The organism is Stenotrophomonas sp. TWI1151, from assembly GCF_039673135.1.
Classification (GTDB): Bacteria; Pseudomonadota; Gammaproteobacteria; order Xanthomonadales; family Xanthomonadaceae; genus Stenotrophomonas.
This window is the reverse complement of the sequence record NZ_JBDJLA010000001.1, coordinates 110,628-132,678: the sequence shown is the minus strand read 5'-3', so window position 1 is coordinate 132,678 and position 22,051 is coordinate 110,628. Positions and strand designations below refer to the sequence as shown.

Annotated in this window: 25 protein-coding genes and 2 tRNA genes; 8 read left to right on the top strand and 19 right to left on the bottom strand. The window is 62.1% G+C overall.

Features of this window, described 5'->3' with window-relative positions:
* Positions 1-67 precede the first annotated feature (67 nt).
* On the bottom strand, positions 68-1,015 hold the full coding sequence (locus tag ABE422_RS00570) for a DMT family transporter (RefSeq protein WP_346482237.1): 948 nt from the start codon (positions 1,013-1,015) through the stop codon (positions 68-70).
* Between the two features lie 67 nt (positions 1,016-1,082).
* The gene (locus ABE422_RS00565; RefSeq protein WP_313218151.1) at positions 1,083-1,772 is read right to left on the bottom strand and encodes an AraC family transcriptional regulator; all 690 of its coding nucleotides are present in this window, start codon (positions 1,770-1,772) and stop codon (positions 1,083-1,085) included.
* Between the two features lie 103 nt (positions 1,773-1,875).
* On the opposite strand from ABE422_RS00565, the gene ABE422_RS00560 reads away from it, so the two are divergent.
* Positions 1,876-2,364 carry a GNAT family N-acetyltransferase gene (locus tag ABE422_RS00560; RefSeq protein ID WP_346482236.1) on the top strand — a complete coding sequence of 163 codons (489 nt, stop codon included), beginning with the start codon at positions 1,876-1,878 and terminating at the stop codon, positions 2,362-2,364.
* A gap of 54 nt (positions 2,365-2,418) precedes the next feature.
* Here ABE422_RS00560 and ABE422_RS00555 read toward each other — a convergent pair whose 3' ends face one another.
* The 10 genes from ABE422_RS00555 to ABE422_RS00510 form a co-directional block, all read right to left on the bottom strand.
* The gene (locus ABE422_RS00555; RefSeq protein ID WP_046272599.1) at positions 2,419-2,706 is read right to left on the bottom strand and encodes a hypothetical protein; all 288 of its coding nucleotides are present in this window, start codon (positions 2,704-2,706) and stop codon (positions 2,419-2,421) included.
* A gap of 201 nt (positions 2,707-2,907) precedes the next feature.
* Complete coding sequence (locus tag ABE422_RS00550) at positions 2,908-3,357, bottom strand: PA2169 family four-helix-bundle protein (RefSeq protein WP_019183020.1); 450 nt, start codon at positions 3,355-3,357, stop codon at positions 2,908-2,910.
* Between the two features lie 169 nt (positions 3,358-3,526).
* Entirely contained in the window at positions 3,527-3,796 is a 270-nt protein-coding gene (locus tag ABE422_RS00545; protein WP_346482235.1) for a PQ-loop domain-containing transporter, read from the bottom strand.
* Complete coding sequence (locus tag ABE422_RS00540) at positions 3,796-4,509, bottom strand: glycosyltransferase (RefSeq protein WP_346482234.1); 714 nt, start codon at positions 4,507-4,509, stop codon at positions 3,796-3,798. Before ABE422_RS00540 ends, ABE422_RS00545 begins: the two co-directional genes overlap by 1 nt.
* Positions 4,506-5,102, bottom strand: a complete 597-nt coding sequence (locus tag ABE422_RS00535; protein WP_346482530.1) for a class I SAM-dependent methyltransferase — start codon at positions 5,100-5,102, stop codon at positions 4,506-4,508. Before ABE422_RS00535 ends, ABE422_RS00540 begins: the two co-directional genes overlap by 4 nt.
* The gene (locus ABE422_RS00530; RefSeq protein WP_346482233.1) at positions 5,090-5,848 is read right to left on the bottom strand and encodes a PIG-L deacetylase family protein; all 759 of its coding nucleotides are present in this window, start codon (positions 5,846-5,848) and stop codon (positions 5,090-5,092) included. The genes ABE422_RS00535 and ABE422_RS00530 overlap by 13 nt, the downstream gene beginning before the upstream one ends.
* The gene (locus tag ABE422_RS00525; protein WP_346482232.1) at positions 5,836-6,828 is read right to left on the bottom strand and encodes an acyl-CoA dehydrogenase; all 993 of its coding nucleotides are present in this window, start codon (positions 6,826-6,828) and stop codon (positions 5,836-5,838) included. The genes ABE422_RS00530 and ABE422_RS00525 overlap by 13 nt, the downstream gene beginning before the upstream one ends.
* 1 nt (position 6,829) lies before the next feature.
* Positions 6,830-7,993, bottom strand: a complete 1,164-nt coding sequence (locus ABE422_RS00520; RefSeq protein ID WP_313211835.1) for a zinc-dependent alcohol dehydrogenase — start codon at positions 7,991-7,993, stop codon at positions 6,830-6,832.
* Between the two features lie 192 nt (positions 7,994-8,185).
* Positions 8,186-8,425 carry a hypothetical protein gene (locus ABE422_RS00515; RefSeq protein WP_346482231.1) on the bottom strand — a complete coding sequence of 80 codons (240 nt, stop codon included), beginning with the start codon at positions 8,423-8,425 and terminating at the stop codon, positions 8,186-8,188.
* A gap of 92 nt (positions 8,426-8,517) precedes the next feature.
* Positions 8,518-9,006, bottom strand: coding sequence for a YetF domain-containing protein (locus ABE422_RS00510; RefSeq protein WP_346482230.1), 489 nt, complete (start codon positions 9,004-9,006; stop codon positions 8,518-8,520).
* A 156-nt stretch (positions 9,007-9,162) separates the two neighbouring features.
* On the opposite strand from ABE422_RS00510, the gene ABE422_RS00505 reads away from it, so the two are divergent.
* The gene (locus ABE422_RS00505) at positions 9,163-9,534 is read left to right on the top strand and encodes a hypothetical protein (protein WP_346482229.1); all 372 of its coding nucleotides are present in this window, start codon (positions 9,163-9,165) and stop codon (positions 9,532-9,534) included.
* 353 nt (positions 9,535-9,887) lie between these two features.
* On the opposite strand, the gene ABE422_RS00500 is transcribed toward ABE422_RS00505, so the two are convergent.
* The 3 genes from ABE422_RS00500 to ABE422_RS00490 all read right to left on the bottom strand — a co-directional run bounded on the left by ABE422_RS00500 (position 9,888) and on the right by ABE422_RS00490 (position 11,835).
* Positions 9,888-9,954: transfer RNA gene (locus tag ABE422_RS00500), tRNA-Ser, on the bottom strand.
* Between the two features lie 452 nt (positions 9,955-10,406).
* On the bottom strand, positions 10,407-11,627 hold the full coding sequence (locus ABE422_RS00495) for an acyltransferase (protein WP_346482228.1): 1,221 nt from the start codon (positions 11,625-11,627) through the stop codon (positions 10,407-10,409).
* Between the two features lie 131 nt (positions 11,628-11,758).
* Positions 11,759-11,835: transfer RNA gene (locus ABE422_RS00490), tRNA-Arg, on the bottom strand.
* A 151-nt stretch (positions 11,836-11,986) separates the two neighbouring features.
* Between ABE422_RS00490 and ABE422_RS00485 the strand changes: the two genes are divergently transcribed.
* The 6 genes from ABE422_RS00485 (at position 11,987) to ABE422_RS00460 (ending at position 17,844) form a co-directional block, all read left to right on the top strand.
* Positions 11,987-12,580, top strand: coding sequence for a phosphatase PAP2 family protein (locus ABE422_RS00485; RefSeq protein WP_346482227.1), 594 nt, complete (start codon positions 11,987-11,989; stop codon positions 12,578-12,580).
* 109 nt (positions 12,581-12,689) lie between these two features.
* Positions 12,690-13,013: a hypothetical protein gene (locus tag ABE422_RS00480; protein WP_346482226.1), complete on the top strand. Its 324-nt coding sequence runs from the start codon at positions 12,690-12,692 to the stop codon at positions 13,011-13,013.
* A gap of 82 nt (positions 13,014-13,095) precedes the next feature.
* Positions 13,096-14,208 carry a polysaccharide biosynthesis/export family protein gene (locus ABE422_RS00475; protein WP_346482225.1) on the top strand — a complete coding sequence of 371 codons (1,113 nt, stop codon included), beginning with the start codon at positions 13,096-13,098 and terminating at the stop codon, positions 14,206-14,208.
* Positions 14,209-14,347: 139 nt separating this feature from the next.
* A complete protein-coding gene (locus tag ABE422_RS00470; protein ID WP_346482224.1) occupies positions 14,348-14,899 on the top strand; it encodes a YjbF family lipoprotein in 552 nt (183 codons plus the stop codon).
* A 3-nt stretch (positions 14,900-14,902) separates the two neighbouring features.
* Positions 14,903-15,655 (top strand): capsule biosynthesis GfcC D2 domain-containing protein, encoded by a 753-nt coding sequence (locus ABE422_RS00465; protein ID WP_346482223.1) that lies wholly within the window; start codon positions 14,903-14,905, stop codon positions 15,653-15,655.
* Between the two features lie 14 nt (positions 15,656-15,669).
* Complete coding sequence (locus ABE422_RS00460; protein WP_346482222.1) at positions 15,670-17,844, top strand: YjbH domain-containing protein; 2,175 nt, start codon at positions 15,670-15,672, stop codon at positions 17,842-17,844.
* A gap of 52 nt (positions 17,845-17,896) precedes the next feature.
* On the opposite strand, the gene ABE422_RS00455 is transcribed toward ABE422_RS00460, so the two are convergent.
* The 4 genes from ABE422_RS00455 to ABE422_RS00440 are packed head-to-tail and all read right to left on the bottom strand — an operon-like array spanning position 17,897 to position 21,916.
* The gene (locus ABE422_RS00455) at positions 17,897-18,583 is read right to left on the bottom strand and encodes an acyltransferase (protein ID WP_346482221.1); all 687 of its coding nucleotides are present in this window, start codon (positions 18,581-18,583) and stop codon (positions 17,897-17,899) included.
* Between the two features lie 42 nt (positions 18,584-18,625).
* The gene (locus ABE422_RS00450) at positions 18,626-19,435 is read right to left on the bottom strand and encodes a hypothetical protein (protein WP_346482220.1); all 810 of its coding nucleotides are present in this window, start codon (positions 19,433-19,435) and stop codon (positions 18,626-18,628) included.
* A complete protein-coding gene (locus ABE422_RS00445) occupies positions 19,432-20,604 on the bottom strand; it encodes a DUF1972 domain-containing protein (RefSeq protein WP_346482219.1) in 1,173 nt (390 codons plus the stop codon). The genes ABE422_RS00450 and ABE422_RS00445 overlap by 4 nt, the downstream gene beginning before the upstream one ends.
* The gene (locus tag ABE422_RS00440) at positions 20,597-21,916 is read right to left on the bottom strand and encodes an O-antigen ligase family protein (protein ID WP_346482218.1); all 1,320 of its coding nucleotides are present in this window, start codon (positions 21,914-21,916) and stop codon (positions 20,597-20,599) included. The genes ABE422_RS00445 and ABE422_RS00440 overlap by 8 nt, the downstream gene beginning before the upstream one ends.
* Between the last annotated feature and the right edge of the window lie 135 nt (positions 21,917-22,051).

Here is a 22,051-nt window from a genome sequence, read left to right as displayed (position 1 = left end):
CGTAAATCGCGGCGATCGTCGGCCAACAAGTTGCGATTGTGACCATCCAGGCGGGGCAAGGCCTGCCCTACCCCACATGCTCCGCCACCGCCGCAGGGGGCCGATGCGCGTGCGCGCACATCAGCACGCCCGACACCAGGCAGACGATGGCCACCGTTTCCATCAGCGTCGGCCAGCGTTGCTGCCAGGCAAAGCCATACAGCAGGGCGAACAGGGTTTCGAAGACGATCATCTGCCCGGTGAGGGTCAGTGGCAGGTTGCGGCTGGCGCGGTTCCAGGAGGCATTGCCGAGCACCGAGGCGACCACCGCCACGCCCGCGCTGATCAGCCAGAAGTTCAGCCACTCGCCCGGCGGATGCACCGTCGCGCTGGTCAAAAACGCACTGGGCACCAGCACGAGCGCGAGCCCGCCGGTGGTGATGCCGGTCAGCAGCGACCAGTCATGCCCGGACAGATCCGGCCGGCGCGCCAGCCAGCGGCTGTTGCCGATGGAGTACACCGCCCAGGACAGCAACGCGCCGACCGCGCACAGCAGCCCGAGCAACCGGCGCCCGGCCGAGCCCTGCGCATGTTCGGCCATCAAGGCTTCATAGCCCACCAGCGCCACGCCAAGCAGGCACAGCAGCAGCGCCGGGGCCAGGCGACGCAGTGGCACCGCGCCTTCCTCGCGTACGCCGGCCAGGGTCACCACCACCGGGATCAATCCCACGATCAGCGAGGCGGCCGCACCACCGGCCCATTGCACGGCATTGGCCAGCAGCAGGAAGTAGACCAGGTTGCCGGCCAGGCTCAGCCACAACAGACCCCGCCACTCGGCCCAGGCCAGCCGCTCCTTGAGCTGCCGCCAGCGCGGCGCAAGCAGAACGACGGCAATCAGGCCGTAGACCAGATAGCGGCCGGCGGAGAGCTGTACCGCGTTGAAGCTGTGCAGCATCGCCGGGGCCAGGAACACCACGCCCCACAGCGCGCCGGCGGCAATGCCGTTGGCGATGCCCACTCCCATCGATCGTTTCATTGCGGCTCACGCGGTATGCATTGGCCGCGCAGTGTAGAAGCCGCGCACCGCGACGTCTTGACCGAGGCTACTGCCGCCGGAAAGCCTGCGGGGTCAGCCCGGTTTCCCGGCGCAGGGCTCGGGTCAGCGCACTGTGCTCGGAATAGCCGGCATCCAGCGCGATCGTGGCGATGCTGTCGCTGCTGGTGAGCAGCCGGTGCTTGGCCCAGCGCAACCGGCAGGCACTCAGCCACGCCTGGGGAGGCACCCCGAATTCCTGGACGAAGGCCGCATGCAGGCGGCTGCCGCTGATGCCGACCAGCGCGGCCATGCGGGCCACGTTCCAGTCCGCGCCGGGGTTGGCCGAGAGCCGGGTACACAGGGCATGCAGGCGTGCCGCGCTGCCAGCGGGCGCGTACTGCTGCAGCAGGGTCGCGAGCAGACCCTCACTGCCGTGTGCGGGCGCACCGGCCAGGCGCTGGCGCACTCCCTTCGGCAGTGCCAGCCAACGCTGCCGGCGCAGGTGCTCCAGGGTGTGGTCATCGATCACCCCCGCCGGGCAATCGACGATCACCATCAGATGATCGCCATCGCCGGTCTGGGCATGTCCCTCGCCGGGCGCCACGAAGGCCCCCTGCAGCACATCCAGGCGGCCGCCAAACGCATCGACCTCGACCTCCAGATCGCCGCGCAGCGGCAGCACCCATTGCGCAAAGTCATGCCGGTCCACATCGGTGGACGTTCCGTAACACCGCAGGTGGCAGGCGCTGGCGTGCATGGGGATAGTCTGCGCGCTGGGTGAAGGCCGCTGCAAGCGGCGGCGAAACGCCCGCGCATCCGCGTACCATGGCAGCCGACCCGTCCAACATGGAGCGTTCACCGTGGCCTGCACCATCGTTCCTCTCAGTGACCGCCCCGACCTGCTGCCGATCCTGGCCGAGTGGTATTTCCAGGAATGGGGACGCCACGTGCCGGACCTGACCCTGCTCGATCAGCAGCAGCGGCTGGAAGTGTTCCTGCAGGACGACGAGTTGCCCCTGCTGCTGATCGCACTGGATGACGCGGTGCCGGTCGCCGCAGCGCAGCTCAAGTTCCATGAGCGGACCGAGCGCCCCGAACGATTGCACTGGCTGGGCGGCGTCTATGTCCATCCGGCGCACCGCGGGCGCGGCCTGGCCGAGAAAGTCATCGACGAATTGCTGGTGCGCGGTCGCGCGCTTGGCGTACGCGATCTCTACCTGCAGACCGAAGCCGATGATGGGGGCCTGTATCGCCGGCTGGGCTGGGCACCGCTGGAATCACTGCAGCATGCCGCGGGCATGCCGGTCCGGATCATGGTCCGCAGCGTGGCCGCCGACCGCGTCGACTGAACGCGCGGTTGCGGCACCTTGGTTGAAGAATGAATGCGACGCCGGTGAACGGCGTCAGCGGAAGCGCACCGGCTGCGGTGCCGGGCGGTCGGCCAGCGAGCCAAGCGTGAACGTGTATCCGGCCTCTTCCAGCAGCTTGCGCATGCGCAGCTCCGCGCGCTTGGGATAGGCCAGCGAGGTCGGTGCGTGCAGGGCGTAGGAGGTCGATTTCCCGGGCAGCGTTTCGCGGGTCACCGAGGACTGATTGGTCTCGCACGCGTTGGCCCACAGGTCCATCAGCACCTTCGGGCCGATGGATTGATTGTTGCTGAGACGAAGCGTCAGCCAACGCATGTGTTCCATGACAAATCCAAGCGGCTCTTTGTCCCGAGTATGCACCAATTCCCCCACTACCGTTCGGGGCCGTCCGGTGCGCTGGCAGCCACCCGGCAGTGTCGGGCAAAAACGAACAGCCCCTGCGGGGCCGGGGCTGTTCGGGTACCGCTCCAGGAAGCGGACTACTGGCAACCGTGGGGAATCGCCAGCGCACCGCCTGTCTGAAACTCAGTGCTTCATGGCGTGCTTGCGGTCGCGCATGACAGCATGGCATTCCTGCACCTGCGGCAGCAGACGCTGGACTTCCTGGCGCGCGGCCGGCGAGGTGTCGGCGTCGGTCAGGGTGTCCTTGAACGCCTTCAGCAGGCGATCTTCGGATTCTTCCAGCTCGGCCACGTAGCCGTACTGCTTGTCGCCCAGGGTGGCGCGCACCTTGCCGTAGAACTGCTGCATGGAACCGACGAAGGTGCCATGGTCGGCCGGCTTGCCGCCCGCGGCGACAACGGTGGCGCTCAGCGAGCGGACGATCTCATTCTTGACACCGGCGATACGGGTGAAGAGCGCCGCCAACTCGGCATCTTCGACCTTGCCTGCGGCCTCGGTGTAGAACTCCTGGCCATCGCGGGCGATTTCGATCAGGTCGTTCAAGTTATGCGCGGTCTTCGATTCGGTATTCACTGCGATGTACTCCTGTTGGTCCGGTTTGGCCCGTGTGTTGTTGTCGGGGTGAGTCGACTTTTCCGCATCGGCCATGAAGTCGGCGTGACACTGAAATGCGAGTGTTCAGCGAGCTCAACGCACTGCGCGACAGATGTGCACGGCGCGTCGTCGAGGCGCGAAATGCGTGTTACTTCCCTGCCCGTCTGCGCTTGATCCAGGCCAGACATTGCCCGGCAATCGCCGTGAGCAGAATCAGCGAATTGGTCACCACGAAAACGATCGAGCCGGTCGCCGCGCTGTACGCAATGAACAACACGGAGGCCGTGATCTGGCCAACGAACAACCACGTCGATACCGCCTGTGCATCCTTGGCCGTCCACTGCTTCCATATCTGCCGCCACAGCGTGGCGATCAGCACGGCGGTCGCCGCCCAGCCGAGCAGATCAATGGGCGCCATCAGCGCGCCAGCAGTGACAGCGGCGCCACGTCGCCCGCCACCTCATCTGCCGCCAAGCCAACGCGCTGTTCCAGGCGGCGCAGGAAGTCACTGAAACCGTGCGGTGCACGCGCGTGCCGGCGTGCGCTGGTCATCACCCGTGGGCTGGCCAGCCGCGCCACCTGCATGCCGGCCCCGTGCATGGCCTGGATCAGCGCGACGTCCTCACCGGTGGCCAGCGGCGCAAAGCCGCCGGACTGCCGATACGCCACTGCGCTGAAACCCATGTTCGCGCCGTGTACGTGCGGATGCCCATCCACTGCATGCTCGCCCTGCACGAACTGCTCGCGCACGGCCTGCGGGTAGTCCAACCAGTCACCCACCGCCACCACGCCACAGAAGGCATTCGCACCACACTGCAGCTGGCGCGCAAGCCAGTCCGGCGGCACCACGCTGTCCGCGTCGGTGCAGCCGATCCAGCGGGCCCCCAGCGCCAACGCGCGCTCACTCGCCGCCGCCCGTGCGACACCGACACACCCGGCGTCCACGCTGACCACTTCCACGCCCATGCGCTGGCAGATCCATTCCGTGGCATCACGGCACCGATCCAGCGCCACCACGATCACCACCGGCTCGTTGCGCAGGGCCGGATGCAGCGCCGCCACCTGCAGCGACTGCAGGCAGACCGCGATCATTTGCTCTTCGTTGTGCGCGGGAACGGTCACGGCAATCATCGCAGGCCCTCGCGTTCGGCCACCGAGGTGGTCTCGGCCGACCAGCCTTCCAGCAGCATGTCCTCGTCGCGATACGAGAACAGGCGTGGCAGGCTGTCATCAAACTGCGCGTGCACGAACGCGGCGCTGCAGCGCGCCTGCTCGAACGGCACGCGCCAATGGCAGGCGATCACCACGCCCTGCGGCGTGAGCGATTGAACCACCTGCGCCGCCAGCTGACGCATGTCGTCCTGTGAGAGGTAGTAACCCATTTCACCCACCACGATCAGGTCGAACCTGCCTGCTGGCCAGTCGTGTGGATGACGCGCCTGCTCGACGGAAACGTGCGCCTGGCGCCGGGTGATCGCGCGCGCCGCGGCGACAGCGCCTTCGCTCAGGTCGGTGGCGAGCAGGTGATCGCAGCGCTCGGCCAGGGCCGCGGTCAGCACGCCGTTGGAGCACCCCAGCTCCCAGCCACGGCCAAAGCGCTCGCGCGGCAGGCTGGCCAAGGTGAGCGCGCGCTTGCGCTGCTCGTACCAGCGGGTCCGGTACTGGAAGGGGTCCTCCTTCTCATACAACGCGTTGAAGTAGGCGACATCACTCATCCGATCAATACCTCGTAGTTCCGTTCAAACCGCTGCAGCACAGCGGCAGGCAGGATGGGCTCGCACTCGAGCCCCGCCACTGCGCCGGTCTGGGTCACGAACTGCTGGATCGCATCGCGCTTGCGGTCCAGCAGGTCGTCCTCCAACGCATAGCGCGTCGCCGGCGCCCAAGCGGACGGTGCCGCCTGCGGGTCCAGCCAATGCCAGCCCCACACCGGGTATTCCTTCAACGCGGCGCCGCGCGCGGTGCAGGCCTTCACGCAGGCACGCGCGACCGCTTCATGGTCCGGGTGCCCATCGAAGCGCCACGGCGCCAGCACCAGATCGTCCGGCTGCAGCAAAGCCGCCAGCTGCTCGCCCATCCATGCTTCGCTGGCCGTCACGGCGCCATCGCCGATGTGCCAGGCAATCCGCGCTGCGCTCGCCAAGCCCAGGCAACGCAGCGCATCGTCCAGCTCAGCGGCACGGGCCACGCGCAGCCGCTCGGGCGACCACGCAGGCTGATCGGGATAGCAGGCTTCGCCGTCCGTCACCGAGACCACCGTGACCGCCAGCCCTGTCTGGTGCGCAAGCGACATCAGGCCGCCGCAGGCGAGCACTTCATCGTCCGGGTGCGGCGACACCACCACCAGCCGACGCGCATCGCCGAACAGCGCCGCAGGGGACGCAAGCGGCAGCGACTGCAACCACGGCGATGCTGCCCACTGCGCCTCGGTCACGCCGCCGCCTTCGATCTGACGGTTCACAGCGTCCACGTACGCCCCTCGCGATGCATCAGGTTGCCAAGATGCTGCCAGTCGCGGTCGGCATGGCTCTGGCGGATGAAGACGGTCAGGTCAGCCCAGCGCCGGGCGTGCGCCGGGTCCATGCACATCGGGCCCGGCCCAAGCGCCCTGCCGACCCGATCCAGCGTCACGGAGGCGGCGCGCTCCACCGCACTGCGCGCTCGCACGATCTCACGCTGATGGGGTTGGTCGGGCTGTGCATCGATCAGCGCGGCCAGCTCGCGCAGCAGTGAGGCGCATGGCGACAGCGCCAGATCGATCTCACCCAGCAGGCCGGCCGCCGTGCCCGGTTCGTCCGCGCGCGCGCTGTGCAGCAATGGCTCGGCCAACGCGCTCGCCCCGCCGAACCAGCACGCCGCGATGCCTGCGCCACCATGCCAGAACCCCGGACGCTGCAGATAGGCATCCGCCGCGCCGATCTCGACGGCCGGCACCTGATCGAAACAGGCTGTCCCACTCGGCACCCGCCCCATGCCCGTGGCCTGCCACGTCTGCGGCAGGAAACGCACGTTGGCCCGGCGCACCGGCACCAGGAACAGCCGCGAGCGCCCGTCATCGCGCACCGTCACCAGGGCATGGTCCACCCAGCCGGCACCGGAGCACCACGGTTTGTCACCGGACAGCGTGCCGCTGGCGCGATCAAAGCGCAGGGTCGCCGCCGGCCCTTCGGCCGCCCATACCGCGCCCAGCTGATCGTGGTCCGGCATCGCGGCGCCCAGTTCTTCCAGGATCGCCTGCGCGTCGTAATGGGCTTCCAGCACCTTGGCCAGGCAGAGATCCCGCGCGGCGATATGCGCCAGCGCCTGCCAGCGCAGCAGCGTGCCCCCGCTGCCAGGGCGCGGCAAGGAGGGTTGATGCTCGATCCAAGCGCGGGCCTGCGCCTGCAGGTCGTCGCCATCGCTCACCGGCTGCGGTGCCGCCGGCGGTACAAGAGAAGCCACGGCATTCATGTCAGGGCGTCAGGATCACCTTGCGGCAATCCTCCTCTTTGCGGTCGAAGATCTCGTAGCCACGCACCGCGTCTTCCAGCGACAGCCGGTGGGTCACGATCACGCCCGGATCCAGCCGGCCTTCGCCGATATGGTCGAGCAGCTCTGGCATCAGCTTCTGCACATGGGTCTGCCCCATCTTGAAGGTGAGGCCCTTGTCGAACGCATCGCCGAGCAGGAAGCCGTGAATGAAGCCCGCATACACGCCCGGGATGCTCACCGTGCCACCCCGACGGGTCGCAGCGATGCACTGGCGGATCGCCACGCCGCTGCTGCCTTCCACCTTGAGCGTCGTCAGCGCCGATTCCAGCGCACTGCCCTCGGCCTCGAAGCCGACCGCTTCGATCGTGGCATCCACGCCGCGGCCGTTGGTCTGGGTGATGATGTATTCCGCCGGATCCTCCACCTGGGTGAAATCGATCGGGGTCACGCCGTAGGTCTGCTGCGCGAAGGCCAGGCGATACGGCAGGTGGTCGACCATGAAAATCGTCTCCGCCCCCAGCAGGCGGCAGCAGGCCGCACTCATCAGCCCGACCGGGCCGGCACCGAAGATCGCCACCGTGGAACCCGGCTTCACGCCTGCGTTGATCGCGGCCTGGTAGCCGGTCGGCAGGATGTCGGAGAGGAACAGTACCTGCTCATCGGACAGCGCATCCGGAATACGCAACGGCCCGACATTGGCCTTCGGTACGCGCACGAACTCCGCCTGCCCGCCGGATACACCACCATAGAGATGGCTGTAGCCGAACAGCGCTGCCGGCGGGCGGATGCCCTTCTGGTTCACCGCGGCGCCCTTGCCGGTGTTGGTGGTCTCGCAGGCCGCGAACTCGGCCAGGCGGCAATGGAAGCACTCACCACACGCAATCACGAATGGAATCACCACGCGGTCGCCCGGGCGCAGATCCATCACCCCCGCGCCCACCTCCTCCACCACGCCCATGAACTCGTGGCCCAGCACGTCGCCGGTATGCAGATCCGGGATCTTGCCGCGGTACAGATGCAGGTCCGAGCCGCAGATCGCCGTGGCGGTCACGCGCAGGAGGATGTCATCCGGGGCGGCCAGCGCGGGATCGGGCACGGTATCGACCCGTACATCCTTGCTGCCGTGGTAAGTCAGTGCGCGCATAGCAGACTCCGTTATCCAAGTACCTCTGTGGTACGTGGTACGGCGTGGCAGCGTCGTGACCGCACCGTGTGCGGCGTGTCTATCCGGATCAGCGCGCCGCCCTGCAGAGGCTGGCGCGCATGGCGCTGCGCAGCGCATGAGGACTGAATCATTCATTCTGCGCGCGCGGCGAGCGCCGCACGCGACGGTCGCTTACTCCACCGAGGGCGCCGAAGGCGTCTCCGGGTCCGGCGGCAGTTCCTGCGGCGGCGATGCGGGTGCGGGGTCGCCCTCCGGTGGGATTTCCTGCGGCGGCTCCTGCGCAGGCGGATGGCCACGGCCGGGCTCTTCCACCGGCGGCGCGGGCGGCACGGGTTCCGGGGTCGGGTCCGGCACCTGGGCGATCACATCATCGAATGGGGCCATCGTTTCACTGTCCAGTGCCATGTACATCGCGTGTGTTCCTGTTGTGGGACTGCGCCCGACACTACGCGGCGCACCGTCAAGATCCAGCGAGCGCGAGCGTGACCGACGAGCGCTCCCGCTCAGTCATCGCCTTCAGCACGGCGCTTGTTCACCGTGATCTCGCCGGAGGTTTCCAGCACTGCCAGGTCGACCTGCCCGAAACCTTCACAGCCGTTGGCGCGCATCGCCACTTCCAGATCCGCCGGGCTGACATTGCAGCGTTTCACCTGCTCCCAGTAGATCGTGCCGTGCCGCGCCAGCACCACCGGCACGCCCTCCACGATCTCGTTGAGGCGCTTGCTGCGCGCCCCCAGAAAGCCGACGAACCAGTTCAGACCGATCAGCGTCGCGGCCAGGATGAGCCCGCCGGGCAGCGAGGTGTCCTCACCGATCAGCGAGTTCTGCACGGCCGTGCCCAGCAGCACGATCACCAGGATGTCGAACGGGGTGGACTGCCCCATCGAACGCTTGCCGCTCATGCGGGTCAGCAACAGGACCACCACATACACCGCAACCGCGCGGACCACGAACTCCCACCATTCCATTCCCAGCTCGAACATCTCATGCATCGCGGCAGCCTCCGTGTGGCGAGGTCTGGACGATAGGAACTCCCGAGTGAAGCCGATGGGAGCACCCGCCCTTCACGGCACCCCCGCTCCTTCGTAACAGCGGCAGGGCTAGCGTCGAGGCATCACCGCCCTACCCGTTCGCGCAGGAGACACACCATGCAGCACGACAAAACCCCGCCCGCCTCCACCGAAGACGCTCACGCCGCGCACAACTGCCCGCCGGCGGAAGGCACGGTCGACAAGCAGCGCACCTCGGAGAACCACGACGAGGCGCTGGAAGAGACGTTTCCGGCCAGTGACCCGATTTCTCCGTTCGTTGCGGCCAAGCCGCCGAAGGATGACAAGGATGAGAAAGGTCCGGATACAGCGCGGCTGAAGACGGAGAACGAAGGCTACAACCAGCGCGGCCACAGCAAGGGTGGCAAGGCCGGTGAAGGGGAACCGGATGGCGTCCGCGAGGATGACGGCATCACCCAGCCGAACTTTGGGCAGGGTGGTACGTCTGGCAAGCAGACGTTGGATCGCTGACCGAACGAGGACCTGTCATGACTACTGCACCGCGAGCGCCCGCCACGAAAGAAGACGACCAGCAGAAGAGCCACACGCCGGACAAGCTGAGGAACGATGACGCCCGCTGGAAGGACAAGGACATGCCGGAGGCGGAGCATGGGGCTACGCCTGAGGACTATGAGCGGCCGGGGAAGGTGTAAATGCCAGCGAGGCCCTGCAAAGGCAGCGCCGGGAATGATCATCGGGATCAGGGGGGGCTTACCCATGACCGGGGAGCTCTTCTGATCACACCCTTGCTCACCTGAGGGGCCCGGGACCCGGGTAGCTCCGCCCGGGCCATAAGCTGGGCGCGGGTACACAGCGAATGTGATTGGTGACCCCGGCCCGATTCGAACGGGCGACCTTCCCCTTAGGAGGGAGCTTTGCCGGCTATGTGCCGCAAGGGCTTCCAAGGCTGCTGTGCTGAACGTGTGCCATCTTGGCCCAATATTCCGAGGCTTGATGGGGCTTGGGGCATGGTTCGGCATCGCCCGACTGGGGCGGCCTGAGCTCCCTTGCTTGGATTGCATCGTGTCGGAGAGGCCCTTCGCATAAGCGGTTCGCGCATTGAGGAGGCGGCTCCGCGGGCAGCAGAGCGGGCGGTTTGTCTGGACATGCGCCTAAGCGGGCAGGATCGCAGTGAAGCGAACATGGCGCGTGCGCTACTACTAATCGCGGAGCTGGACGGGATGAGCGGGATCGCACGCGAGTGCTGGGTCAGCCCCATCACGCTGCGCCGGCAGTTAAATGGCACGCGGCAGCGGTACTTCGATGCGGTGGTCAAGGTGATGCGGGCGCTGAGGTTGGATGCGGGTCGAGGTGGGGTGAGTGCAGTTGAAGCTCCCCATGGATCAGGCGCGTCCAGGGACGACGCGTCGAGCCATGCCACACAGGTAGCCCCTGGCATGGCCGAGGGCCTCCATGACCCTCGACCTGGACAGCATCGCGGGCAGTTCAACAACCCGGTACGCGACAACGCAGGTGATCAGCAGGACCGGGATGAGGCAGAACGTAACCAGCCAGTGCTGCGTTGGCGAAAGTGCAGTGTAGGCACTTCGGCCCAACAGTTCGAACGCGCCAAACAGGTAAAAGCCATGGAAAAGGTAGATGCCATACGAGACTTCGCCCATCGCCACCGATACCTTGTTGGAGAGGACTCCAAAGAAATCATTTCCACATGCAATGGATGAAAAGACGAACGTCCACAGGATGACAGCGGCCGGGTGCCGGGCGGACTCAAAGAAAACAACAGACGAAACAGCGCACGCGATCGCGAGCAACGTAGCCCAACTCTGCCTAAGCGCCGCACTGATTCTCGGGCTGCGGCAAGCGTGAAGGCCTACGATTCCGCCTGCAAAAGGCAGAAGCAGAAGAAGCTCCAGCCTCAAGGCGGCGTATAGCAGTGCCAGCGCGGAAATCAACAAGATGCGCTTGGAGGGCCGTGATCCAACCAGCATGGCGATCAATGGCAGTGCGCCATACCAGACCCATTCGTAGGGCAACGACCAGACCACTCCAGCCATGATGTACCGGGTTCCCACCACGCCATTGATGTCTGGAGCACCGAGCACCGTGAAGGACAGCCATTGGATGACTTTCATACCAAGAGCAACTGGAGCTTCTACCAGCAGGAAACCGCTTGAGTAAAAGATCAAAGCGAGCAGTACAAAGAAACTGACCAGAAAAAGCGGAAACATGCGCAGAAAGCGACCGACATACAGACGCAGCCAATCCACGCCAGCGCTATCGATGACCATCCTGTAGAACAGGAAGGAAGAGATCATGAAAAACATGGCGACGGCTGCCTCACCCAACTGGGCATACAAGGCAGACGGTGGGGCAGACCATTTTCCAGTTCGCGCGTAGACGTACCAGATGGAAGAATGGTGAACCAACACGGCCAGAGCCAGATAACCCCTCAAGCCATCGATGGCGAGGAAGCGCGAACCCGACACTGGTTGCGGCACGAATCGAGACAACGGCACGAAGGCTACAAAGGCAACCAGCCCCGCGATGAACGCGAACACTGGCAGATAGACACCGCCCGCCGTCAATGAACTCAGCTCAAACATGCCGGCACCTTTCCTAAGAACTTAGTCGATCGCTTATCACGCAATAGGAAGAGGCACGACAGCTCAATTCATGCGTCTGCGGGCACCCAAGTGCACCGGCCCCATAGTTCCAGTGGCACATGAGCAATCTATGGTGACCCCGGCCCGATTCGAACGGGCGACCTTCCCCTTAGGAGGGGGACGCTCTATCCAGCTGAGCTACGGGGCCAGATCGAGGGTGTGGAGGATACAGCCTGGCAACGCGCAGGACTACTCCGGACGGCTGACGGTCAGCTGCACCGCATGCCGACGCCGTATGCTGTCGTGCCGTCCCCGTCCCCGTCCCCGCCCTAATGCCCCAGACTTGGCACCTCCTCTCGATGCTCGGCGACAGCCGCCTGCTTCTGCCCACAGCCGCCGTGCTGATGTTTGCCGGCTGGCGAGCACACAGCTCGTGGCATTGGCGCTGGGCCAGTGCGCTGACCGTCGTCGGCCTGCTGGTGTTGGGCTCGAAGCTGGCCTTCCTGGGATGGGGAATCGGCGTGGCACGGTGGGATTTCACTGGATTCAGCGGGCACGCCGCCATGGCGGCCGGCGTCTGGCCAATGGTCTGCTACATCGCGATGCCTGGGGATCGCTCTCGTCGGCTCATGGCGCTGCTCGGCCTCTCATTGGCAGGGGCCGTCGCTTATTCTCGACTGCCGTTGAACGCACATTCCTGGTCTGAAGTAATCAGCGGCTGGCTGCTCGGTGCAGTGGCAAGCAGTTTGGTGCTGCGTGGCGCACAGCCAGTGCTTGGTCTGCGCTGCAGGTGGCTTGTGCTCGCCTTAGGCATGGGTATCTGCATGCCCTTGGCGTTCCCGCAGATCCGCACCCATCAGATGGTGGTGGCCTTGGCTAAAACACTGTCCGGCACGGCGAAGGAGTTCGATCGCAGCATCTGGAGTGGCGGCGAACCGCGACGCGGCTCATGAAAATGTCTGTGAATCAGGAATTCGTGTCATGAATTCCTTGACTTCAAAAGCCACTACCGGTGACCATAGGGGCGATAAATCCCCCAGACGGAGTAGGAGACCCCGTTCTATGAAGAAGATCTTTGCGGTTATGGCCCTTGTGGGTCTGTCCTCCCCGGCCCTGGCTCAGGTTGAGCAGGCGCCGAGCGAAGTAGTGGCGACCAGCAGTGAAGTCGCCGGTACGAGCGCTGCTGGCTATTCGACGGTAGCTATCGCAAGCACGGTGGTGGCTGCTGTTGCAACGGCAGCGGTTCTGTACAGCGTCGGTGGCGATAGCACCAGCGGCCCGAGCGACGGTGGCGGCAATGGCGGCGGTGGCACTGGCGGCACGGGTGGTACCGGCGGCACGGGTGGTACCGGCGGCACGGGTGGTACTGGCGGCACTGGCGGCTGATAATAGTCTTCTGTACCGAACGAGCCCTCGCCGGGCATTGCTTGGCGAGGGTTTTTTTTGCCTGCTGAAAATCTGGAAAAAAATGAAAACGAAGCGCGTTAGCATCGCTGCTGCCATCCTGACAGCCACCCTCCTGCCGGGCTGCATTTGGGCTCCAGGTCAGCATCTGCGCCAGGGCGATGTGACGCGCCAAGGAGGAGTCAGCGATGATGGACGTTTGGAGCTGGTCGACATAACGCCCAAACTCATCGCAATGAACGCGGCAAGTGAGCAGGCGCGCAATCTGCCTGCCGCGCTGCTTTCATTCAAACCAGACGCTTACCGCGTTGGAGTGGGCGATTCGCTGTACATCACTGTCTGGGACCATCCGGAATTAACTGTTCCGGCAGGGCCGCAGCAGACGCCCAACCTAGCTGGTCGCGCAGTGCAGAGCGACGGCACCGTCTTCTACCCCTACATTGGCAAAGTCGAAGCGGCTGGCAAGATGCCAGGGGAACTCCGAGAAGAAATCGAGAGGCGGCTCGCCAAGTACATCGAATCGCCGCAGGTTGATGTGTCGGTCCTGACCTTCGGGAGCCAGCGCGTATGGGTCACAGGTGCGGCCCAGCAGTCGACGCCGGTATCGCTTGGAACCTCGCCACTGACCTTGGCTGACGCCATAAGCCAGGCAGGGCTCAGCGCTGCAGGTGCCGACCTGTCAGGGGTTCAGCTGAGCCGCGACGGCGTCACCTACACCATCGATCTTGAGGCCTTGGCGAGCCAGTACGGCGGGCAGCAGCTGTACCTGAAACCAAGCGATTCGATCTACGTACCATTCCTGGATCGCAAAGAAATTTTCGTGGTCGGCGAGGTAGGTCAACCTGGTGCGTTCAGCTTCCGCACGGGCGACGTCTCGCTCAACCAAGCACTAGGTCGCGCACGCGGCTTGCTTCAGACCACCTCCGACGGCAATGCCGTCTATGTGATACGAGGCTCCAAGGATCTGCTCGCCCAGCCTTCCATCATCTATCAGTTGACCGCCAGATCTCCAGCGGCATTCGCAGTGGGCAGCCAGTTCAAGCTGCTTCCGGGAGACGTTGTCTTCGTGGGCGCCGCAGGTGTCACTCGCTGGAGCCGCTTCGTCAATCAGCTCCTGCCCTTCACTTCCATCATCAGCAATGCCGCCAGCGCGCGCAATGATCTAGACACCAACTGATATGGAACCAGTGTTGGCAAATGCGGCGTCGTTACGACGCGCGAGTCGCAAGCGGGCAACCCTTCTCTTCTGCGTCCTGACGCTGGCCTCAATGAGTGGATGCACAACCGGTAGCCGCGCGACGAGTGACGCATTCAGGTTGTTTCTGAACAGGAATGTCGAGGCTAACGCGGAGCAGGTAGCCTCCATCCCGTATCCGCAGTTGCAACTTAAAGCCAATGACCTGAGTTCGGTTGCTGTGCTGGGCCACGTCGACGATCAGCGTTTGGCCTGGTACGCGGGCAGCGAGGCGATCTTCTACACCACGCCGAATGGGCTTTTGACTGGAACTGCCGGACTGAGCCGCACCTACGAGACCCGTATCGTCGGCGACTCACCCTTCGACAACCTGAACATGGTTACCGGAGTAGTTGAGGTGCGCCGAGAGTTCGACTGGCTTCCAGCCTACGAACTGGGCGCCGAAGTGAATGGACGCCTCATGCGGAAGCGTGAGGAATCGGTAGAAATCTTGGGACGCAGCATGAAGTTGATTCGCTTCGAAGAGCACCTCACCGGTGCTGGGCTCAATGAGACGAGTATTTACTGGACTGACCCTCGAACGGGTTTCATCTGGAAAAGCAAGCAGTACCTCGCGCCCGGCTACAGCGTTGATCTGATTCAACTCAAGCCCTACCGTCCATCGAGAAAGTAGGCGATGAAAATGACCTATTTGTTCGCGCTGGCGTTCGCGCTGGCCGCGCCTGCGACGACAGGCGGCGCGTCTGAGATAAGCGTCCAAGGCGCCGTCGACCATCCAGGAACCCTGAAGCTGCCAGCTTCGGCGCGCCTGGCAGATGCCATCGCCGCCGCCGTACCCCGGCACGATGCTTATCTGCTCGGCACCACGTTCAACCGGGATGCGGCCAAGCAGCTACAGCGCCGGCTGAAAGCTGGCCTGCTCCATGATCTGGGCGTCCTTGAGCGTCACGAATCGGTGAGCGTGCAGGAAACGGCGGAACAGCTTGCGACATGGCTTGAACAAAGACCTGTTACGGGCCGCGTAGTGCAGTCGATCGACGTGCACCTGATGCAGGTCCAGCCGAGGAACAACCCAGAAGTCCAGGATGGAGACAGCGTGATCTTCACCACACGCCCTGCGACCGTAAATGTCGTGGGCGCGGTCTCAGCCCCTTGTGCGCTCGCGCACGAAGCGCGCAAAGGCGCCCTTCAGTACGTCACTGAATGTGCCGCTCGGCCCACGAGGGATCCAGACAACATATACGTTATTCAAGCCGATGGCCTGATCACCAAGCTCGGTGTAGCGGCCTGGAATCGCGCCGATCCCCAGGCGGTCTCTCCAGGGGGCACGATTTACGTGCCAGTTGCTGCGGGCGCGCTTCAAGGGATTGATCAGGATTTCAACGAAGAATTTGCCGCCTTCATCGCTACTCAGCCCATCAACCCGTGATGAAACACCGCTCAATGTCCAGCTTGCCGAGCCGAGCACGCCTGTCTGCAGCAATAGTTCTCTCCCTGGCCTCAATGCCCAGCCTGCATGCACAGGAGGCCCCGCCTCCGACTGCCAGTGAGTGGGGCGGTATTGGCCTATTGCAGACGCCAACGGCAAGGATGGCGGATGACGGAACGTTTGCGTTTACCGCTTCGCATAACTCGCCCTACAGCCGTTACAACATCACCATGCAGCCATTCCCCTGGCTGGAGGGATCCTTTCGATACATCAATGTGTCGAATCTACGATACGGCGTACCCTCCGTCAGTGGTGACCAGAACTACAAAGACAAGTCGATCGATTTCAAGATCCGGCTTCTACAAGAGTCGAGGTGGGTGCCCGCCTTGGCGTTCGGTGTGCGCGACGTTGGCGGAACAGGCCTTTTCTCAAGCGAATATATCGTGGCGAACAAGAACATCGGGCGTTTCGATGCCTCGATCGGTCTTGCCACGGGTTACATCGGCAATCGTGGAGATTTCTCCAATCCGCTCGGCGCGATCGACGACCGCTTCAAGACTCGTCCTGTGCCGACGAGCGCTATCGTCAACGCCGGCAAGTTCGGGGCAAGTGCGATGTTCCGGGGCCCGGTGGGAGTGTTCGGTGGCATTTCTTACCAGACACCTTGGGACGCCATCATCGCCAAGGTTGAATACGACGGCAATGATTACAGGAACGAGCCCCGAGGGAGCAATCTCCGTCAAACTACCCCTATCAACGTTGGCCTGGTTTACAGACCCAACCAACACGTAGAGGTCACGGCGGCATGGGAGCGTGGCGACGCCGCCATGTTCTCCATCTCACTAAGGGGAAATCCCGGACGCGCGACCGCCGCACCGAAGCCATTCGATCCCCCACCGATGAGCATTTCGCGCGACGCGGTGACAGACGCTGACGCTGTCCACCTTCGGCGTGATCAAGGTATTGATCCGCCCGTCGCTGATGAGCCTGACTGGGCAGCTATCACGGAAAAGCTGGGAAGCAATGCGTCATTCCGTGTGGATGCAATCGCAGAACGCGATGGAGAGCTTATCGTCAGCGGGTACCAGACACGTTTCATGAACCCCGCCAAGAGTCTTGGCCGCGTTTCGCGCGTGTTGTCTTCCGAACTTGGAACTCGTTATCACTGGTATACGGTGCAGACCGTGCGACTTGGGCTGCCCATCGTCGATACCTCCATACGCCGTGAATCGTTTGAATCTTATCTCGATGGCACGCTCGATAAACCGTCACTCAAGCGTAGTGTCGACTTTTCAACCCCAGACGCGCTCAAACGCACAGAGCTTTACAAGCCTGTCGCAAAACCCTTCGGAGGGGGATTCAGCGTGGGTTATCGCCAGAATATCGGCGGACCTGACGGCTTCATCTTGTATCAAGTCGCAGCAAACTACAGCGCCACCCTGTTCTTTGCACCCGACGTGTGGGTCACTGGAACCGTCAGCCAGAACCTGCTCAACAACTACGATAAGTTCAAATACGAGGCGCCAAGCTTCTTGCCCAGAGTTCGGACTGACCTGAGGCAGTACATGACCACATCCGAGCTTACCCTTCCGAATCTCCAGATAAACATCTCGCGCCGCCTGGGGCGCGATCTATACGGAATCGCCTATGCAGGCTATCTCGAATGGATGTATGCCGGCTTCGGCGGCGAGGTGCTGTATAGGCCGATCGGAGAACCGTGGGCACTCGGCGCAAACCTGAACTGGGTAAAGCAACGCGACTATGATCAGCATTTTGGGCTGAGGGATTATTCGACCACCACCGGTCACGCCACGCTTTACTACTCATTTGACAGGGAAGAGCGGGTAATCGCTTCACTGAGCGCTGGCCGGTATCTTGCCGGCGATTACGGTGCCACCCTGAACCTCGCGCGGGTATTCCCCAACGGAATGACCATGGGCGCGTTCGCATCGAAGACCAACGTCTCTTCACGCGAGTTCGGCGAAGGAAGTTTTGACAAGGGAATCTATTTCAGCATCCCACTCGACAATGTCCTTCCTCGCTCAACCGGGGCACGGGCGACAATCACGTGGAATCCCCTGGTCCGAGACGGCGCCGCGATGCTTGCGCGAAAACATCAGCTGTACAATCTGACTGGCGAGCGCGACCAGAGATACTTCTTCGAGAACATCGGTGAAATAACTGACTGATACGTCAGCGGCTGGTCATGACTGACCAGCCGGAACCGTCCTTCAAAGCTGCTCAGTAGCTCTTGAGCAAGCGGGCCGGGGCGCCGCCAATTACCGAGTAGGCCGGGAAACTGGAGTTCACAACACTGCCGGCAGCCACGACGCAAGAATCACCGATCTGGGTACCGGCCAGCAGTGTCACCTTGGCGCCGATCCAGCAGTTTGATCCCACGACGATTTGAGCCCGCTGCGTTCCCTGCAGGCGGATCAGCATGCTTTTATCCTGGAAAAGATGATTTTCTGGGTGCGCGCTGAAGTATTGCCCGATGATTGTGTCATCACCGATCACAACACCCCCAGAGCCACCGATCCGGGAATACTCGCCAATCCCCACGCGCCTCCCGATCTCAACGCCGACACCCAGCTTCTCCAAGCTGCCAGAGCAGATTACCCTGCTGAAGTCCCCCAACTTGGCGCCGTCTCCGAAAGACACTCCATTCAAGCTCAGCCCATCAACGTGCGAGTATCGGCCAAGACGTACACCTCGCCCCACCTTGATCAATGAGCTGCAGCGCACCGTCGCGCCCTTCCCGCGAAAGAAAGGTACCAGTCGTCGCTTACGCACTCCCAGACTCAAACTACCGCGCAGCATGCTTGTTAGATACTCCACCGCGAGACCGATCTTGTACCCCAGCGGAATGCGCTCATCGAGCTTGAAGCGCAGCGAAAGAACGGACCCTACGCGAGTGAACAAAGACATCTGGTAAACACCTACCTGAGAGAGTCATGGGCCAGCAATACATCAAGCCAACAAAAACCTGGAATCGCGATACCTCACCGCGAGCCTGATCATCATCCAACGCGCATAGAGGACCGCCATGAAGGAGGCGAATGGCCGTCCCTCGAACACTATGCGCCAAGACGCAGTCAACGAGCTTGCCCTGAACAGCATGGAATCGGCATCGATATCCGACCACAACGCGGTATCGTGCTGGAGCACGAAAGGCATTACCACGATGGAACGCTCGACTTCTGCGTAATCCAGCATGAACTTAGTATCAATGCCGTACAGGCTCAAGCGTTCGTCAAATCGCGGCCGGGAAAGATATCTCTTGGATATCATCATCCCGCTGGTTATCGCCAGTACGCGCTCAGCACTGCGCTTGCCCAACACGGGATCTGGCACATGCCGTCCCTTGAAGCACATCAGCTTCCCAGGACTGACAATCAATCCGTCTGATTTTACAATCGGCAGGAACAGATCCTGCCCCTCAAACTGGCGTATCTGATCAACGCAGCAATCAAAATACTCGACCGGAATATCCGTATCCTGGTCCAGAATGATCGCAAAATCATGCCGCACATTCTCCAGAACCGTATTGTAGACCTTTGATAATGCCTTGTTCTCGGGGCACGCGACGTATGTTACGTCAAGGGCACCAAAATCGAGCGCATCAGTTTCCTCTGACCCGCACGGTATGGGACTGTTATCCCATATGGTCAGTGCCCCCGCCGCATGCGAGGATAGCCGCGCGCCCCTCGCAAGCGTCTGTAGGGTCCGTGATTCGTGCGGCGAAAGTCTGTAGAGGACGACAAGGATGTGAAAGGTCATACGTCGTCCACCTTGCGGCCGCCGATGTCAGGTTCGAGCCTACCGGACGCAACGTCCGAGCGACCTCCATCGATCCATTTTGACAAGAGCTCCTCGTAGTCCTGCAGGATCTTGGGCCATGTAAAGCACTGTTCGAAACGGACCAGCGAAGCCTGTGCCATGGTGGCCAAAGGCGCAGAGTCCGCTTCGATCTGATCGATGATCCGCGCAAATGAAAGCGCACCATCAAAATACTGCGCACCCTCTCCAGCGACCCAACGATTGAACCTGTTGTCGTGTGCGATGATCGGGTTTCCCGCGCCCATGGCTTCAACGAGCGACGGGTTTGTTCCTCCGACCTGATGACCATGAACGTAGGCGGCCGAGTGGAATCTCAACGCGTGGACGACCGATCTCTCATAGATTGCACCGACAAAGACAACATCCGTCCCGGCAGCCGCCCGTACCTTTTGGTGGTAGGAGTTGGAGTCGCTGTAACTGCCCAGAACCACCAACTTTAGTGATCTGGATCGCCGCGAGAATCCATCGACGATTTCGAGAATCGAATTTTCAGGCTCGGGACGAGCGATGACAGTCAGGTAATTTCCTGGAACCAGACCCAAGCCTTCTACAATCGAACTGTCAGCAGAATCTATCCTTTCTGACCCGTACGCAATGGTGCTGATACGATCCGCTCGCGTACGGGTAGCGAGGTGCGCCTTGATCTCAGGATGATCCGCAATCAAGTGGTCTCCAAGCCAGCAGCCCGCCCTTTCGTTCAGATAAAACCAGGTCTTGGCGACGGTGCCCCACTTCGCACGCGCCCACTCGATGCCATCCATGTTGATGACGTTCGGCGCCCCTTTGAGCTTGAGCACTGCGGCGAACACCGCCGTGTTATAGCCAAGCGTCAGGCAGAGGTCCTGAGAACGTGAGGCATGCAGCGTCGAAAGCCAGTCGAACAGGATTGTTCCAGCGGCACCTCGTACGCCCACGGGGATCCTGACTCTTTCTATGCCTTCCCACGTATCAGTGAACAGCTTGCCCTGGCCATCTTCCTGACAGTAGACGACGACGCGCCACCCACGCGCCACAAGATGGACTGCGAGGTATTCGGCGAACGTTTCAAAGCCGCCGTGAGCCGCGGGCACTCCGCGGATACCGAGGATGCGAAGCGTAGGCTTACTCATGTGATTTGATCTCACGCGGCTCGCCCAATTTAGCACCTGCCAGCTCCCCAACATCCATTCTCACCTGCGAAGATTCCTCGGAGCTAACTGCAGCGCCATAATAGTAAATAAAACCACTGAGAAGAAGAAACAGTTGCAATGTGTCCATTACTCCGGTGGACACTACAAAGATCGTGTAACCAGCGGACATACCGAGATACATCCTTCTCGCAAGCAACCCGCTCAGCACAGCTGAGACCCGCCTGTATACCAAAGCCAGAAGACCAAAGAACCCGATGAAGCCTAGAATTCCCTGATCGATCATGAGTTTAAACAGGACACTTTCGGCATCATAAAGGTCGGAGGTCGAGCCGGAGGATACAATCATGCGGGTCGCATCAAGTCCATGCCCCCACATGGGAGATTGCCAGAAATAGCCCAATGCGACCAGGAACTGGCCTCCCCTCATCGCCAAGTCCGACCCGTTCTGCTCCACACCGACACTTGAGTCGAAAATATTGACAACGGAAAGAAATTTCTCAAGGAACAAGTCCGACGTGGAGAGCAGCACAGCAAGGAGGAGCAGCCCAAGCACCACGTACTTGATTGACCGAACAAATCCTACTGATAAGCCAAATGCCAGTACGGCGACGAAGAAGAGGATCAATGGGCTGCGTGAGTTCGTGAGAAGCGCCGCAGTCAGGATGACAATCGACGTCATAGCGATCGAGACTACTTTCCGCACGCCGAAGCGACCGGCAAGCCTGACCACATAGACGGTCAAAAGCATCAACACAATAAGCGCGCCAAAGGTGATGGGATGAGACACCGTACCTTGCGCGCGAGCACCACGGAGCGTATCTGAGTACGTCCGTGCCATTACCCTCCCGGTCTCAGTGGTCGTGTTTATGAAATCGATATAAGGGTTGATGCCAATCAGGTAAGCACCGATTGCGTACAGACAAACAGCTATGTAGGCAGCGATATAGATCTTGATAAGGCGTGTCATCTCAGAGATGCTGAGCCTACTCGCAAAGTGACAGAACACAAATACCGGGATGGCGATCTCGAGAAGAAGAGCCAACCAGGTCAGCAGACCGGCATTTTGGCCTCCAAAATTCACGAGAACGGACACCAATGCGGTGCCGAGAAAAAGAAACAGCGCAGTGAAGAAGGGCCCCTTGCGGACCGCGCCTCCGTTAGCAAGCGCGACGGTGATGATATACATCGCCAACATCACCATGCACATGAATCTGTACATGCTGAGTACGGGAAGAGATTCGATATCAATCAGCAAGAGCGCCTTGGGTGTCAGTAGCATCCATGCGGGCATCAACAGAACCGTTCTCCGCAGCGCGAAGATCAGGCAACATGCTCCTAACGCAGCAAGTATGAAGACCACGCTTGCACCTCCGCGTTGGACCCGAAGCCAAGATTTGATCGTCGATACAGGCCAGACACCGCATGA